Annotated in this window: 14 protein-coding genes; 7 read left to right on the forward strand and 7 right to left on the reverse strand. The window is 55.0% G+C overall.

Annotated elements, in window-relative coordinates; genetic code table 11:
- The 6 genes from PMI27_RS30020 to PMI27_RS21975 form a co-directional block, all read right to left on the reverse strand.
- Positions 1-1,452, reverse strand: a complete 1,452-nt coding sequence (locus PMI27_RS30020; protein ID WP_008155382.1) for a hypothetical protein — start codon at positions 1,450-1,452, stop codon at positions 1-3.
- Complete coding sequence (locus PMI27_RS21995; protein WP_008155380.1) at positions 1,453-2,424, reverse strand: ATP-binding protein; 972 nt, start codon at positions 2,422-2,424, stop codon at positions 1,453-1,455.
- Positions 2,421-4,430: a hypothetical protein gene (locus PMI27_RS21990; protein ID WP_008155378.1), complete on the reverse strand. Its 2,010-nt coding sequence runs from the start codon at positions 4,428-4,430 to the stop codon at positions 2,421-2,423. Before PMI27_RS21990 ends, PMI27_RS21995 begins: the two co-directional genes overlap by 4 nt.
- A complete protein-coding gene (locus PMI27_RS21985; protein WP_008155376.1) occupies positions 4,427-5,044 on the reverse strand; it encodes a hypothetical protein in 618 nt (205 codons plus the stop codon). The genes PMI27_RS21990 and PMI27_RS21985 overlap by 4 nt, the downstream gene beginning before the upstream one ends.
- 653 nt (positions 5,045-5,697) lie before the next feature.
- Positions 5,698-6,222 (reverse strand): cupin domain-containing protein, encoded by a 525-nt coding sequence (locus PMI27_RS21980; RefSeq protein WP_008155374.1) that lies wholly within the window; start codon positions 6,220-6,222, stop codon positions 5,698-5,700.
- A 164-nt stretch (positions 6,223-6,386) separates the two neighbouring features.
- Positions 6,387-6,911: a transporter suffix domain-containing protein gene (locus PMI27_RS21975; RefSeq protein WP_008155373.1), complete on the reverse strand. Its 525-nt coding sequence runs from the start codon at positions 6,909-6,911 to the stop codon at positions 6,387-6,389.
- A 118-nt stretch (positions 6,912-7,029) separates the two neighbouring features.
- Between PMI27_RS21975 and PMI27_RS21970 the strand changes: the two genes are divergently transcribed.
- From PMI27_RS21970 to PMI27_RS21960, 3 genes are read left to right on the forward strand one after another with little or no spacing between them, the layout of a single operon-like run.
- Positions 7,030-8,583: an efflux transporter outer membrane subunit gene (locus PMI27_RS21970; RefSeq protein ID WP_008155371.1), complete on the forward strand. Its 1,554-nt coding sequence runs from the start codon at positions 7,030-7,032 to the stop codon at positions 8,581-8,583.
- Complete coding sequence (locus PMI27_RS21965) at positions 8,580-9,725, forward strand: HlyD family secretion protein (protein ID WP_008155369.1); 1,146 nt, start codon at positions 8,580-8,582, stop codon at positions 9,723-9,725. Before PMI27_RS21970 ends, PMI27_RS21965 begins: the two co-directional genes overlap by 4 nt.
- 4 nt (positions 9,726-9,729) lie before the next feature.
- The gene (locus PMI27_RS21960; protein ID WP_033053098.1) at positions 9,730-10,755 is read left to right on the forward strand and encodes a DUF2955 domain-containing protein; all 1,026 of its coding nucleotides are present in this window, start codon (positions 9,730-9,732) and stop codon (positions 10,753-10,755) included.
- On the opposite strand, the gene PMI27_RS21955 is transcribed toward PMI27_RS21960, so the two are convergent.
- Positions 10,740-11,195, reverse strand: coding sequence for a YMGG-like glycine zipper-containing protein (locus tag PMI27_RS21955; RefSeq protein WP_008155365.1), 456 nt, complete (start codon positions 11,193-11,195; stop codon positions 10,740-10,742). The genes PMI27_RS21960 and PMI27_RS21955 overlap by 16 nt on opposite strands.
- Before the next feature lie 228 nt (positions 11,196-11,423).
- Here PMI27_RS21955 and PMI27_RS21950 point away from each other — a divergent pair, with 228 nt between their 5' ends.
- The 4 genes from PMI27_RS21950 (at position 11,424) to PMI27_RS21935 (ending at position 16,296) form a co-directional block, all read left to right on the forward strand.
- On the forward strand, positions 11,424-13,811 hold the full coding sequence (locus PMI27_RS21950; RefSeq protein WP_008155363.1) for a DUF3772 domain-containing protein: 2,388 nt from the start codon (positions 11,424-11,426) through the stop codon (positions 13,809-13,811).
- Between the two features lie 214 nt (positions 13,812-14,025).
- The gene (locus tag PMI27_RS21945; RefSeq protein ID WP_008155361.1) at positions 14,026-14,802 is read left to right on the forward strand and encodes an ABC transporter substrate-binding protein; all 777 of its coding nucleotides are present in this window, start codon (positions 14,026-14,028) and stop codon (positions 14,800-14,802) included.
- Positions 14,803-14,893: 91 nt separating this feature from the next.
- A complete protein-coding gene (locus PMI27_RS21940) occupies positions 14,894-15,583 on the forward strand; it encodes an ABC transporter permease (protein WP_008155358.1) in 690 nt (229 codons plus the stop codon).
- Positions 15,584-15,597: 14 nt separating this feature from the next.
- The gene (locus tag PMI27_RS21935) at positions 15,598-16,296 is read left to right on the forward strand and encodes an ABC transporter permease (RefSeq protein WP_008155357.1); all 699 of its coding nucleotides are present in this window, start codon (positions 15,598-15,600) and stop codon (positions 16,294-16,296) included.
- Positions 16,297-16,300: the final 4 nt, after the last annotated feature.

Below are 16,300 nucleotides of genomic sequence, written 5' to 3' on the forward strand. Positions count from 1 at the left end.
TCAACCCGCAGCAACAAACGGCGACGGACGCCCTACCTTGATGTGATCACCATACCAAAAGCGTAGAAAGGTCGCTGGCTCGGGTACGTAGCACCAGAACTCAACGGTCTCATGCGCGCGAAAGTTGCTCTGGTCGCTGACGCGCAACCTCATGCCGCATCGCTTGTCCGTACAGCGGGACAGCAACGCGGGGCAAGCGTGCCAGCAGGTCAGATCGGAACTCAACCGAGAACCAGCACCAATGACGCTGATGGCTTCCGCACCCAACACTAGTGAGGTGCTGCCCGACAGCTCAACGGAAAAACGATCCAAATCTCGATTGCAGGCCGTGCACATAACTTCGATGCCGGCCCAAATTGCGTAGAAGTGCGTTATCCAGAGTGCCATGATCTGACGAGGCGTGGACGGACGGTCATGCCAGTTCGGCGCAACAAGATTGATTCCGTCCCCCTCTGCGAATCGATAGCGCAACGCGGCACACCATGCCAAAAAGGCCGCGGAAACCACACAGGCGCATTGGCAATCGAGGCCATGTCGACTCCGCGCAGAAAGGCTCGACAGATACCTGTAGCAGCCCGCATGTGGCCTCACGTAGGCGTTGTACAGGTAACGCCGGACGTATCGGTACAACAGAAAGACTTGCCGGGCACTGAAGTCAAAACCAGCGGCCTCTTGGGCGCTGTAAGTCGCCCGGGTCATTTCGTATCGGGGAATCGGAATCAGGTTGATGGCATTGGGGGCGGGAAACCCTCCCACGGCGGCAACTGCTGAATTGAGTCCGATGTTGATCAGCCGCTCTTCTTCGTCGATGTTTCCGCCTTTCGCCTTGTTCGCATGGAGCGAAGAAATTGCATAGTTGACCAAGGGGTCCTGCATCGCTCCCGCCGCATCGAGCCATGCTTCTATCCTCGCGCCCAACTCCGCATACTTACGCTTCTGGTCAGGGGTGGCACAAATCAAGCGAACGGATCCAGCGGAGTCAAACAAAAAGTGACTGCAACGCATCTTGCTGCTGAAGCCGGCCGGCGCATGGGTGACAACCAGTCCACGTACGATGGCGTTGCTGCAGTGTGAGCAAGGCTCAAGCAGTTCGTTATGCCAAGGACACCGTTTTATGATCTGGAGAAAAAAGAAGACCGAGTGATACCCGACGGCCACACATTTTGCGCAATGCCGGATGCATACCGTGGACATCCGCGGACTGCACTCCACCAGGTTGTCGATAAAGGCTCGTCTGATTGCAGGATATGGCAGGGACAGCGCCGCCGCCAGTTTCGTGTCGTCAACATCACAGGCCCTCCAATACTGGGAGGGATAGCTTGGCTGTTGGGTGCGGAACAGCTCGCTGAGTAATTGCAGGGGCGATGCAAGGTTCAACGCGCTCGCTTTAAGGAGAATCCCCCAAGACGACTCAAAAGGAATATGGTTGAATCGCCCATACGTGAGCTTCATCTACTGGTTGCTTGGAGCTTGTTGCATGAAGGACACGAACTCAGCAATCAGGCTGGAATCCACGGCCTCCTTGACGATCCCCTCAGTGAGCTTGAACACTGAGCAGTCCATGTGGCGGGACCTGATCAAGATACGTTCGATCACGCGGAACATGTGTTCCATGGGTAACACGCCGGGACCACTCTCCCCTGCCACGCTCATCAGCCCAGACCAGATCAGCTTATTGTATTGAGCAAGGCGAAAACTTGCCGCGAAGGCTTCGGGCAAGAAGAATTCGGTGTAACTGCAGCCAGAGTCCAGCGGAAACTCTTTATTTGCATCATACTCATTGAGCATGGATTCGAAATCGGCTTCGGACATGCAACCGTTGAACCGAATCGGCTCACACAAAAACCGGGCAACCAAGTTGGTGGCTCCCAAACCAAAGAAAAAATGTCGTCTTTGGAGTATTTCTTCCTGGCCAAACCCCAGCGTCGTCATGCTGATGCCGTGCATTTCCAAACGGTTATGAATCACCAGCAGTTCATTCCAACTGTCTGTCGACAGCAACTGGTTTTCGTCAATAATAATTACGAAATGACCACCGCCCCGGGACTCCACCTCGGCACGCACATGGACAATAAATTTCTCCATTAAGGCGCTGTACGATTCTTTTTGGTTTTTGAACAGGCCTACCTCAACGACCAAGTCCCGGATCAGCTTGGCGGATTTGTTCCCGTCTGCGGTGTGATACAGAAAGTACTTCTTGGGGAATTCGGCCGCCAGCAGATCCCTAACGATTCTGGCACACCGGGTTTTACCCATTCTCGGCTTCGCGTACAAAAAAGTGCCCGTATGCCTCGAAAAGACCCGCTCGCGAAAAATCGAGTATACTTTGGCGATCATCGGAGTAATCAACGTATAGAGAGTGCTTACAACCGGATGACTCTCTAGGTAAAGCTCCCGATCAAAACCATTGTTGGTAGTATTCATTCCTTAAACCTCCTCTGCTTGAGCAATGCGTTCAGATCAGGAACCTTTTTGCCAATGATCAATGCGTCCGAGAACTCCAACGGTTTTCCCTCGATAGCCGGCACAGGGGCGGGGCGGGGTTCGGCAACTACCAACGGCACTCCCCCTTCAGTCGCTACCCGTTTTGCCTCGGTTACCACATCGGCCGAAATAACAACGGACTTCTTGCTCTTTGAAGCACTTAGGAAAGCCAGGTAAACCAGAACCGGGTCTTGCTCGAGGCTGACCTGCAGCGTCCTGTCCGCCATTTTTGAGTTGATGGCTTTACGGGTTCGCATGTCGTGCTTGGTATCAGCCCATTTCCCTACCGCAACCAGGTTGCCAAGCAAAAAGCCTTCCATTGTGAATGCCGTTACGAACCTCAAGTCGTTCTCATCAATATGGAGGATAATTTTTTTCCCAATCATGGGCCATGCGTCGTACAAGTAGTTGGAGGTGTAATGAACCCTCAAAAACTGAACATACGGATGGCGTCCGTTTTTTGTGTTACCGCGAACAGTGACGATTTTCTTCAGTTGCAATATCGTAACTCCTCTGTCACTAGCGTCAGGTAGTGTTCTTACCAAGAAATGATGCCGGTTCTGCTCCAGCTTTTGCCGGATAAAATCCAATGGCGACAGAAAGAACAACCCTTCACTGATCCTCGCATTGTGCTGCGTGATCTCAACGTCAAGAAGGTGCAGCAGGTGTTCCGCAAGTACTGGAGCCTGTGTGGCATACTCTTCGCAATTATCTGCACGCCCGTTGTTCGGGCCGTGTCCGGTTGTGCTTAAAAGCCGGCAGAACACATTGTTGGAGAGCAGGCCAAACAAGTGCTCTACATATGGTCGCCTTTCAAAGTGCCCTGGAGGGCCGAGTGTCCAAAAATAGCCCAACTCCTTTCTGGCGGCATTCGTCACTTTTTCAGACAGATGCGCCAACGCCCCATCAAACTTTACGACTGTAAACAAGGCACCTTTACATTCTTGAATGACTTCATTTGGTAATCCGCTACCTTCGGGATATATAAGTCCTTCAATAACTGGCTCTGGCCTGGACTGTCCCACTATCGAATAGCGCATGACATCAATCACGTCGGTGGCAGAGACCTCACTTCTGAGAACGCACTTGTAAGCCAAGACAGCTTCGGATGCGCAATCTAACATGAGAACAACCCATATCCGGCTAATTCTCTTGGCGACGTAGGTACCGTTTGGAGCCTTCATCAGCACCGAGGAATGGCTGTCAAATTTGTACCCATCGATCTCAACGGCATCGAAGGGCTCGGTATAGACCAACCCGGGCCTCGGCCCTTTTCCGACTGCCATGTGGGCCTTCGCCTCGCGCTCGCCCTCGTTGCGCACCACGCGACTGAAGTTACCTTCCCGAACATTTTTGATGTGTTCGTATACTGAGCGCTGCCCCAACCATTTGGTATTAAATGGCCACTCAGGTTCTTGAATATCGAACTCTTCGAGTAGGGAAAGGAAAAATCTATGCAGCGTCTTTGGTTTGATTGCGTATTCGTTTTCAGACTCATGATCCACATGCGAAAGAATTTTCCGGTTGAACCGCTTTTCCAGTTCCGGATATTTGGCAAATACCATGCCCAATGCACCTGCATGACCGCCTTGCGCTTCCGAAAGTTTTGGGGCCACCGATTTGGTTCTGCCGTAGTTTTTTATGTGCAAGTACGGCAATAACGCGCGACAGCCCCACCACATGCCATCCGGCGCCGACTGCAGACAGCGTGCGGCATAGTAGTTTAGGCACTGCCTGTTTATGCCCGTTGCGGCGACGATGTCCTTAATGGGCACTCCCTCGCAGTAGAGTTTCATAGCTAGAGACTTTAACTGAAAATCCTCTAACTCAACTTCCGTCAGCCCAACCAGCTCTGGCTTTTGCCAGTCATGAAAGGTTCCAAACGCTATCGCCCTTTTGCTTAAGGATCCGACCCAGTTGTTAGCCTCAACGTCTTTATTGGTCATGTCCGGCACTTCCATTGGGTATAGCGACCAAATGAAGGCTCTTTCGTTAGATCAATCTCTATAAGTCCGGCAATGAAATGGCGGATCAAGACTCCGCATATTATGGGTGGGGCGATAAGCGGGGCGTTTCTAAGCACAGCCTGAACATCTCCAGCTCCCAGTGATACTTCAATTGCACGCACGGCATTTGAAGCTGCCGTACATGCAGATCCCCTGATCGCCGCTGCATATGCCATCGCTTTCATGGCCTTGATAGCCAAAGGTGCCTTTGCCAGAAGCTGACTCCGTGAAATACGAATGGTGCATCTCTCTTCGCTGCCTGAAGGTTCGTCTAGATCCGAAAAAACCACTTCAGACACACTTCCTGATTGTTTTTTCACCAGAAAATCGAAGCCATCCCCGCCTTCAGACTGGCTAAATTCTACTACGTCTAAATCAATCTCTAGGAACACCACCCAGTAAATTAGAGCGCTGTCAGACGGCAGTACTAAATCTCTATTCAGCTTGACGCTATACACGTACCAAAGGTTGCTACTTCCATGTCCGCGCGCTCGCGCTTCCTGCAGAATCCTTCTTCTGTGCTCTTGCTTGAGAGAATGTTTGCCCGCGCTCATACACCCGCCTCCCGGCTGTCCACGCTTTAATCTAACGTGTAATTTTCCTATCGATATATCAATTTATAATATGAAAGCCTCAACTAATTTCCGAACAGCCCAAGCATTAAAGTCAGTGCGAGTTACGCATAAAAGTTGCCAAGCTAATATTTTGCTTGCTGGTTATGCGTACGTGATGAGTATCGTCTAATGCAAATCAATCGTGACAAGCACAATATGCGTACGTGTAATGCATTAATGTCGCCACCATATTTAAAATGGTGTTGACCTGACACTTGCACGTACCAAGCTAAAGCAAATGGCCAAAACAAGCGATTTGGGCACACGAAGCGTTTTCGACGGGTGAACGCTTGAGTTATATGACATTCCAAAGCTGTTCCGCCATCTGCGTGTAACGGCGCGAGGAGGTATGAGCGTAATGCTTGTCCAAGCCAAGTTGGTTTCGCTTCTGCTATAGCGTTACCGCAGCTTCGAAAAAAAATTTGTTCCGGCGTCCTCTTGGAAAAATAATCAGTTCTCAAGATTGAACTAATTGTTTTTCCCAATGCATCGTGCGCTGGTTAGAAACAGTGTCATCTCTTTGTATTTATTGGTAATCTTATGTAAGGAAATGTCAATAATTTACTTCTGAGCACTATCAATTCCCTCAGCCCTCATTCTCCCGTCAGCCTCTCAAACAGCTGCGAATGTTCGGGAAATTGCTCGCCAAGCTTTTGCCGACTACCCAACTCCATATCTGCAAAATCAAACCCAGGTGAAACCGCTTCACTGATCAAACCGTATCCCGCCAATCCATTTGTAAGCTGCGAAGCTTTCCAAACGCCACCCGGTACCTGTAGCTGCAGACATTGGCCGGCGATTATATCGCTGCCCATCACAACCGTTTTTAATGTGCCGTCCGGGAAAATCAGGCTGTACTGAATTGCATCTCCCACATGGTAGTAATGAACGATGTCCGATGGGTTCAGATGAAAATGACCTATCGGCGAATCCTTGGTCAGCAAGTAGTAAATGGATGTCATCAGGTAGCGCCGGCCCCCAGCGGTCTCAACCATCGTGTGGTGATCGGTTTGAAAGGTTCTGCGGTAGAAACCGCCTTCCATGTGGGGTTCCAGGTTCAGTGCTGCGATTACAGCCTCAGCGCTGGGAATGTGTTTATCAAAGGTGTTGGTAGTCATGTTGATTGAGCCCTCCAGCCTTTGAAATAACGCGCTATCAATGTGTTATTTCTATTGTATCTATGCAGTAAATTAATAATAACTATGCTAAATAGCTCTTTAGTAGAGCTAGCTAATAGAGCTTGAGCATACGAGTACTAACTACCCTCGCCCGCTATTGTTGTTCACACTGCACTTGTGTTTGCGACCCGAGCAGTGCGGATAAACAAGGCGCGCACTTTCTCCCAGAAATTTCCCCCTAATACGAAAAAGCTGCCGATCAGCATGAGGTCACCCAGCGCTTGAGCTTGCCAGAGGTTGGGTCTGAGCCCTGGCCAAATGCTGTCGATGTAGGGTTCAAGAAAGGAGGAAATCAGCGGCACAAAGAACATAACGATGCCAATTCTGTGACGCCATGGGCCCACTTCGACTTCCGTGCTAGGGGCCAGTAAGGACACATATCCGAACAGGGTGCGTTTTAACTGTTGGAATCCGGCTTTGCCCATCACCGCAATAACGATGATCAACAGGACTTTGTTGCTGATGAACAGCACGCCGGTCAGTGCCGCGATCCTTGATCCAGGTACATCGACGGCCGCGGCGATAGGCACCAACAGCCAGGAGCCCAGCATCAAGCAGATAATTGCTATTCCCAACTTAAAGCGCCAGCTGGCTGAATGGGGTTCAACGACACCGTCGGTGTTATTCATAATCGTCGTACCTTTTTAACAGATGACAATAGATTTGATGGCGCTTAAAAAGCGTAGCAGTCATGTGCCCATTTGGACGGCTATGCTCCAGTGATCTTTGTTGGTCGGGACATGCGTAATGCATCCAGGTAAAACCCTGCTGAAGTGGCCAGGCCGACTCGTGCTGCTTGGCGTACTCGGCCTCAATGGCTGCGTACGACTTGGGCCGGACTTCCAGCCGCCCGGCGAAGAATGGGTCAAACACTGGAGCACCCCTGCCCTCGAGCAATCCAGCCAGCGGAGCCTGAATCCGGACCTTCGTCAGTGGTGGCAAATCTTTGCCGATCCGGTCCTCGATCATTTGATTGCCGAGTCGGATGCACGCAACTCCAGCCTCAAAATCGCCGGCCTGCGCGTCATGGAAGCCCGCGCCCAACTCGGTATTGCTCAAAGTGGTCTTTACCCGCAACTGCAGCAAGCCAGTGTCGACAGTCTTTACTTCAACCGCAGGCAATCCGGCGGGACCAACCCGCAAGACAGTCATTTCTGGCAACACAGCGTGGGGTTCGATGTGGGTTGGGAGCTGGACTTCTGGGGCCGCTTCAGTCGCGCTATCGAGTCGTCCGATGCCAGCTACTTCGCCGCCCAGGCCAACTATGAAGACGTACTCGTACTGCTGCGTGCGCAAGTGGCCGATACCTATTTCTCGCTGCGCACCACCGAAGCCCGTTTGCGTGTCGCCCAGGAAAACGCCAAACAGCAAAAACGCAACTTCGAGATCACCGAAAAGCTCTTCAACAGTGGCCAAACTGCCGAACTCGACCTGCAACAAGCCAGAACCCAGTACCTGGGCACGTTGAGCACCATCCCCAACTTCGAAGACCAGTTGCAACGAACCCGCAATGCGTTGGCGGTGTTGATTGGCCAGCCGCCCGGCGCGATGCCGCAACTGGTCGAGTACGTGGGATTGATCCCGCTGGTCGACCGTGCCGTGTTGCAAGATGTACCGGCCAATCTGCTCCTGCGTCGGCCCGACGTGCGCGCCGCCGAGCTAAATGTCGCGGCCCAGTCAGCGCTGATCGGTGTGGCCGAGAGTGATTTCTATCCGTCGTTGACCTTGCTGGGCAGCATCGTCTGGTCAACCGACACGCTCAGTGGCACGCCCCGGAATCTGGATTTGATTGGCGGTCCCAGTCTGCGCTGGAATCTGTTCGATCACGGCCAGATCAGCAACAACGTGCGCGTGCAGGATGCGCGGTTGCAGCAGCTGATCGAGGCCTACCGCGACAAGGTTCGCCAGGCGGCACGCGAGGCAGACGATGCGGCCTTTGGCCTGATCAAATCCCTGGAGCGCGAAGGCATCCTGCGTGAGGCCGAAGTGGCCGCCAAACGCTCGCTGGTGCTGGCCAGCGCGCAGTATCGCGAAGGTTATTCGGACTTCCAGCGGGTGCTGGATGCGCAGCGTGCCTTGCTCGAACAACAGGACAATTATCTGGTCGCCCGCAGCAATGCCGTCAGTAATGTCATTGCCTTGTACAAAGCCGTGGGCGGTGGTTGGTACAGCGCCCAGCCGAGGGTTGATCCGACCACCCGCCAACAGATGGAAAAACGCACCGACTGGGGCGATCTGCTGAAAGAACCCGCCACTGCACAGCCTGCCATTCCAATGTCTTACAAGGTAAAAGACCAATGAGTGAAACCGCCCCTTCCTCGTCCGAGCCCCCAGTCGCCCAAGCGCCAGCACCAGCAACGGCTGCCGACCCGGCGAAAAAAGGCATCAAGTGGGTGCTGTTACTGATCCTCCTGAGCCTGACCTGGTACCTGTTGGCGGATCGTTTCACACCCTATACACAACAGGCCCGGGTGGGTGCCTTTGTGATTCCGGTTGCCTCTGAAGTGGCAGGCCGCGTGACCCGGGTGAACGTGCGCAATAACCAGGACGTCAAGGCCGGCGAAATCCTTTTCGAGGTGGACCCTCAGCCGTACCAGATTGCCGTCGACCGTGCACGTGCCGACCTTGAATCGACCCGTCGACAGATCGGCGCAAGCACCGCCGGCATTGCCTCGGCCCAAGCCAATCTGCGCGCAGCCCAGGCCAATGAACTCAAGGCGCGCCAGGACAATCAGCGTCTTGAGGGTTTGTATCGCGAAGACCCCGGCACCATTTCCGTACGACTGCTCGAAGTGTCTCGCGCCAACCGCGAACAGGCGGTCAGCCAAGTAGCGGCTGCCCGCGCCGAAGTGCAGCGCGCGCGTGAGCAGGAAGGTGGCAGCGAGGAAGACAACGCCTTGCTGCGCAGCGCCGCCACGGCATTGTCCAAAGCCGAACTGGATCTGTCCAACACGCAGATTCGCGCTCGCTCGGCCGGACTGATTACGGATCTGCGTACTGACGCCGGGCAATTCGCCGCTGCCGGTAGCCCGGTCATGACCCTGATCGCCATTCATGATGTGTGGATCAGTGCGGACATGACTGAGAACAACCTCGGTCTGGTGAAGCTCGACACACCGGTTTCGATTGTTCTGGATGCTCTGCCGGGCGAGGTCTTCGAGGGGCGCGTGCGCAGCGTCGGTTATGGCGTCAGCGTGGGGCAGACACCCGCGCCGGGCACCTTGCCCAGCGTGCAGAACAGCCGCGACTGGTTGCGTCCGGCCCAGCGTTTCCCGGTCATTATCGAGTTCTCGCCAGACTCGTTGAACACGTTGCGTGACAGTCGGGGGATCCGTGCCGGTGGGCAGGCCGAAGTCATGGCCTTCCCCACCGAGGGCAATCCGCTGAACCCGCTCGGCCGCGTGTTTGTGGGGTTCATGAGCTGGCTGAGCTATGCCTATTAAGAGCATGTCTACTCGGCGCACGCCGCGGGATCAACGCGCGCTGCGCCTGGCCACCGGTACAGCGTTGTGCCTCACCGCCAGTTTCGGCCTGGGCTTGCCGATTCCCTTTCTGGCGCCGGTGCTTTGCCTGCTGTTGCTGGCTTCTGTCAATCGCCCGCTGCCGTTCAAGGCCGGACTGGTTCTCGCACTGGCTGCCATGTTGACCACCGGCATCGGCCTGCTATTGATCCCGGTCCTGCGTTATTACCCGGTCAGCGGCGTGCTATTGATCAGCGTCGGTCTGTTCCTGGCCTTCCGCTTTGGCCTGCGCGGCGGCAACACCTTGATCATGACCTTCCTGGTGATTGGCCTGACCATGATCTCCTCGGCGGGTATCGCCGAATTCGATCTGGCGGCGATGGTCATCGGCGCACTGGTCAAGGGTTTGCTGCTCGCCGTTGTTGTCGTGGCGTTCAGTCATGGGTTATTCCCGGATCCACCCAACGCCCCTTCTCCGCCGCCTGCCCCACCTCTGCCGGCAGAAGAAGTCAGTCGGGTTGCGCTACGAGCAACCCTGATCGTGTTGCCGGCACTCCTACTGGCGCTGATCGACCCGGCCGGTTATTTGCCCATCATCTTGAAGGCCGTCAGCCTGGGTCAGCAAAGCTCCACGACAAACGCCCGCATCGCCGGTCGCGAACTGCTCGGCTCGACGTTACTCGCAGGTCTGTTGGCGATCCTCTTCTGGAGCGCCCTCAGTCTGTTTGTACATCTGTGGATGTTCTTTCTGTGGATGTTGCTGTTCGGCCTGGTGCTGGCGCGCAAGCTGTATGCCCTGAGCCCGACGAGGTTTACCCCGGGGTTTTGGCTCAATACCCTGATCACGCTGATCATCCTGTTGGGTCAGTCGGTACAGGACAGCGCAGCAGGCAAGGACGTTTACACAGCGTTCGCCATTCGCATGGGCTTGTTCATCCTCGTGACGCTGTATGCCTGGCTGATGGTTCATTTGCTCGAACAACGGCAGGAAAACGCTCAAGGATTAACCTGATACCCCTTCCCTTGCAGGCAACTGGTATAGGCCGTTGAACTGGTCGCAGCACTGGTTTTCTCTTGCGCCCGGCGTTCCTGACGCTGACGCGAACCTCCGACGACCGCTCCTGCGGCGGCGGTTTCCTTGGCGCGATTCTGACGATAGTCCTGCTTCACGTCATCGTCGACACGATCATAAAACTCGTCGTGCTGACGTCCACGCACCTGGGCCCCCGCAGCCCCTGCGGCAGCGCCCGCTGCGGCCCCCTTCAGTCTTCCACCGGAAGGAGGCGGTGCAGTCGAGGAACTCTGACTGGCTGCGATGTTGTGGCATTCGGTCATGTCCGCCTGGGTTTGTTGTGAACTCTGCCCTTTCATCGGCACGACCGTTTCGGCCCATCCCTGGGTCCAGGAAAGCGACAGTGCGATGCACAGGCTAATGAATGACAACCTTTTCATGATGACCTCCGACAGGGCCCGGCACTCTGCAAGCACACTGGGTCGGTAGACAGACAGCTCAATACGTCACACCTTGTGATCCTGAGCGTGGTTCAGCATAAAAGATTGTAGATCACCCCTTCTCAACCGCCCCCCTTCCCTATTCGTGGCCCGCATCGCGGAACTATTTTTCGCGCCAGCACACGCCATGACCTAACCTGAATGGTTAAAGCCGCTGGAGGCATGCCTATGCGTCCTGCATTGAAATTACTCATTTTCGTTGTGTTTGCGCTAATGGGGGCGAACATCGGCGAGCTGTCGGCGGATGAACTACCCAACACGTCGAGCAACAGTGAGACCAGCGCTAGCGCTACGGTGTCAAAAAGCGATCTCGAAGCACTGCAATTAAGACTGGATAACCTTAAACAGCAAGTATCACTGACCAGTAACTACACCCAGTTGATAGGCTTTCAGGACAACGTTCAGTTGCTCTTCAGTGATGTGGACAAGTTGGCGGCTGTGTTACTTCCCGAGCAAGCGCAATTACAAGCACAAATCAGTGTGCTCGGGACGACGTCCGCTACCAGCGCCGCCATGGAAAAGTCCGATCTCGTGAAACAGAGGTCTTATCTCACTGAACAAAAAGACAAGGTGGATGACGATCTCAACATACTGTTGGCCATCAAAGAAGGCGCGACTAACCTCATCACCCAGATTGCCGCCATTCGGCGCACTCAACTGGAAACCGAACTGGCCCAGCGCACCGCCAGCTTCCTCAACCCCCGGTTCTGGTTGCCGCTGTTCTCTCCACTGGAGGAGGATAAAAACCGTCTGAGGTTTTTGATTGACCAGTCTAACAATGTCATCCAGTCCGTCTGGCAACCCGACCGGCGTGCCGCGACCGTCACGTTGTTATTGCTGGCCCTGGCCTTCTGGACGCCGGGGCGAAGACTGGCTGAACGTGGTTTGACATGGATCTGCATCCATCGAGTACCGGAAGGTCGCCTGCGCAGAAGTTCATTGGCGATAGCGACGGTAGTTGCCACGATGTTGAGCGCAGGTTGTGTAATACAGCTCATCTCCGCGGCGACTACCCGCCTTCAACCATTGCCGCAGCCACTGGAAGGTTACTTCGACGATGTCGAGAAAGTCGCTTACGCCTGCGCCCTGATTATCGGTCTGAGTCGGGCCCTGTTGTCTAAACGCAATCCCTCATGGCGGTTGCCTGGCATCGCCGATGAAGTAGCACTTGCAATAAACCCTTTTCCGGCGCTGCTGGCCGGATCAATGCTGATACTCATCTCGCTGGTACAAGTCACCAATGCGACGGGTATGAGTACGCAAGTGGTTCTCTTCAGCCGGGGCGTCGTGTCATTGGTCGTCATCATGATTATTGGTGCGCTATTGCTACGCGTCAGTAGAACCCGTCGAGCGATGGTTATTGCCGGGGAACACCCTGAGTCAGGGACTACGCTGGCGGGGGTGATTTATACCGGCGTGAGTATCGCCGTGTTGATCTCGATTTTTGGTCTGCTGATCGGTTACATCTCCCTGGCCCGATTTATCACTTACGAAATTGTCTGGCTCTATATCGTTGTTGCCAGCTTCTATTTGCTGATGCAGTTGTTCAGGGACTTGTGTGATTACCTGTTTTCGCCAAAGCACCCAAGCGGCAAAACGATCAAACAGCTGCTGGGTATCGGTGACGTACGACTGGAACAAATCGAGGTTGTTGTGTCGGGTATTGGCAGAGCGGCCTTACTGCTAATTGCCGTGATTACAACGTTTGTGGGGGGGATTGGAGCGACCTTTGGCCAACTGACTGACAGGGTTTCAGCGATCCTCGGCGGCGATGGCCTGCGCAAGCTGAATATCATTCCGGGCAATCTGTTGAATGCGGTCCTCGCGCTGTTGATCGGTATTTACCTGATTCGATCGCTGCGCAGATGGCTGGATAACGAATTCCTGCCGAAAACCGATATGGACCCCGGCATGGGGGCGTCGCTGAGCACCCTGTTCAGTAATATCGGGTACGTACTGGTCATTCTGCTGGCGTTGTCCTCATTGGGCATCAAATGGACCAATCTGGCCTGGATCGTCAGTGCGTTGTCGGTGGGTATCGGCTTCGGCTTGCAGGAGATCGTCAAGAACTTCGTGTCCGGGTTAATCCTGCTCACCGAGCGTCCGGTCAAGGTCGGCGACCTGATCAGCATCAGCGGGGTCGAAGGCGATATCCGGCGAATCAATGTCAGGGCCACCGAGATACAGCTCAGTGACCGCTCGATCGTGATCGTGCCCAACTCCCAGCTTATCTCCCAGAACCTGCGCAATGTGACCATGGGCGGCAGCGCCCAAGGGGTGGCGACACTCGAGCTGGTGTTCCCCCTGGATATCGACCCCGAACAAGTCAAAACCCTGCTGTACACCGCCTATCACGAGCATGAAACCATCCTCGACAAACCCTCCCCCGTTGTTCGCTTCAGCAATCTGAGCCCTGAAGGCATCACCCTGACCATCACCGGCTATGTCAGCAGCCCAAGGATTGTCAGTACGACCAAGAGCGATCTGCTCTTTGAAATCCTCAAGCGATTGGGGGCGGCCGGCATTGAATTAGCCAAGCCTGTTCCTCCTGCGTAATACCCATCAATAGCCTGCCTGTCGCCTGAATATGCTCGTGATCACACGGGAGCGTTGTGAATTTGTGCGCCTCCGAGTGATACGTTTATTTTCACAGCATTGCATTATGAAATAAAACATGTCATTTATAGCCACACAAAATCATCAGGACTGATCCACCGCGCCAGATCGGATGGCCTGTACCACCCCAACGCCCCTCCAAGGAGTCAACAATATGAACAAGACAGAACTTCTAGGTGCTCTGGCACTGTGCGCCGCAAGCTTGCTGGCACACGCCGACGAAGACAGCCTGCGAATCGGTATCGAAGCCGCCTACCCGCCCTTCTCTTTCAAGACGCCGGAGGGCAACGTCAGTGGTTTCGATTACGACATCGGCAACGCCCTGTGCGAAGAAATGAAGGTCAAATGCGAGTGGGTCATCCAGGAATTCGACGGCATGATCCCATCGCTGAAAGTGCGCAAGATCGATGCCGTGCTGTCGTCGATGTCGATCACTGAAGACCGTATGAAGTCGGTCGACTTCAGCAAAAAGTACTACCACACGCCCGGCAAGTTCGCGATGAAGGCCGGCAACGTGATCAACGACCCGCTGGTTGATCTCAAGGGCAAGAAAGTCGGGGTGCAACGCTCATCGACCTACGACCGTTTTGCTACCGAGCAGCTTGAAAAAGCCGGGGTCCAGGTGGTGCGCTACGGCTCACAAAATGAAGCCTTCCTCGATCTGGCGTCAGGTCGACTGGACGCGACGCTCGCCGACATCGTCAACACCGACGAGAGCTTCATCAAAACGCCGGCGGGTAAAGGCTTCGCGCTGGTGGGACCGGACATCAGCGACCCGAAATATTTCGGCCGAGGCGCCGGGATTGCGGTGCGCAAAGGCGACAGCGTGAACGTTGCACGTCTGAGTACAGCGATCGACGCCATTCGCGCCAACGGCAAGTACCAGCAAGTGATGGCCAAGTACTTCGCGTTCGATATCTACGGCGAATAAGCCTTACCTGAAACCCTGTGGCGCCCGCCTCTTGCGGGCGCTTTTGGGCTTGTCTCGCGCGCCTTTTGGCGCTCGTTTGAGGACCTTCATCATGCTTCACGGCTACGGATCGAGCATTCTCGATGGCGCCTGGCTGACCATTAACCTGGCCTTGACCTCCATGAGCATGGCGATTGCTTTGGGTCTGATCGGCGCGGCCTTTCGGTTGTCGCCGCTCAAATGGCTGGCAATGCTGGGCGAAGGGTATACCACCCTGATTCGCGGTATTCCTGACCTGGTGTTGATCCTGCTGATCTTCTACGGCGGGCAGGATCTGGTGAACCGCATCGCCCTGGCACTCGGTTACACCCACTACATCGACATCAACCCCTTTATCGCCGGCGTCTGCACCATGGGCTTCATTTTTGGCGCCTATCTGTCGGAAACCTTTCGCGGCGCGTTCATGGCGATTCCTAAAGGTCAGGGTGAAGCCGGCGTGGCGTATGGCATGAGTGGCGGCCAGGTGTTCTGGCGGATTCTGGTGCCGCAGATGATTCGGTTCGCCATCCCCGGGTTCACCAACAACTGGCTCGTGCTGACCAAATCCACCGCACTGATTTCGGTGATCGGCTTGCAGGACATGATGTTCAAAGCCAAGAACGCAGCGGACGCCACCCATGAGCCGTTTACGTTTTTCCTCGCGGTGGCGGCGCTTTATCTGATGCTGACCAGCGTGTCATTGCTGGTGCTGCGTTACCTGGAAAAACACTACTCGGTCGGCATCAAAGCCGCCGAATTGTGATTGGGAGCAACCCCATGATTCTCGACTACAACCTGATCTGGGAAAACCTGCCGCTGTATTTCAATGGCGCCTTGTTGACCCTCAAAGTCCTGCTGATTTCCTTGGCCTTCGGTCTGGTGCTGGCGATTCCGTTGGCACTGATGCGGGTGTCCCGATCGCCCCTGATCAACGTCCCTGCGTGGCTCTACACCTACGTGATTCGCGGCACGCCGATGCTGGTGCAATTGTTCCTGATCTATTACGGCCTGGCGCAGTTCGCAGCGGTACGTGAAAGCGCGCTCTGGCCGTACCTGTCCAGCGCAACCTTTTGTGCCTGCCTGGCCTTTGCAATCAACACCAGTGCCTATAGCGCGGAACTGCTGGCCGGCAGTTTGAAGGCCACGGCCCACGGCGAGATCGAAGCCGCCAAGGCCATGGGCATGTCGCGCTTCACTTTGTACCGCCGCATTCTGCTGCCCTCGGCCTTGCGCCGGGCGCTACCGCAGTACAGCAACGAAGTGCTGATGATGCTGCAAACCACCAGCCTGGCATCGATTGTCACGCTGGTGGACATCACCGGGGCTGCGCGTACGGTCAGTGCGCGGTTCTATCTGCCGTTCGAGGCGTTCATCACGGCCGGCCTCATCTACCTGGCCCTGACCTTCATCCTGGTTCGCCTGTTCAAGCTGGCCGAGCGTCGCTGGCTGGCGTACCTGGCACCGCGCAAGCACTAAGGAG

The organism is Pseudomonas sp. GM41(2012) (assembly GCF_000282315.2).
GTDB lineage: Bacteria > Pseudomonadota > Gammaproteobacteria > Pseudomonadales > Pseudomonadaceae > Aquipseudomonas.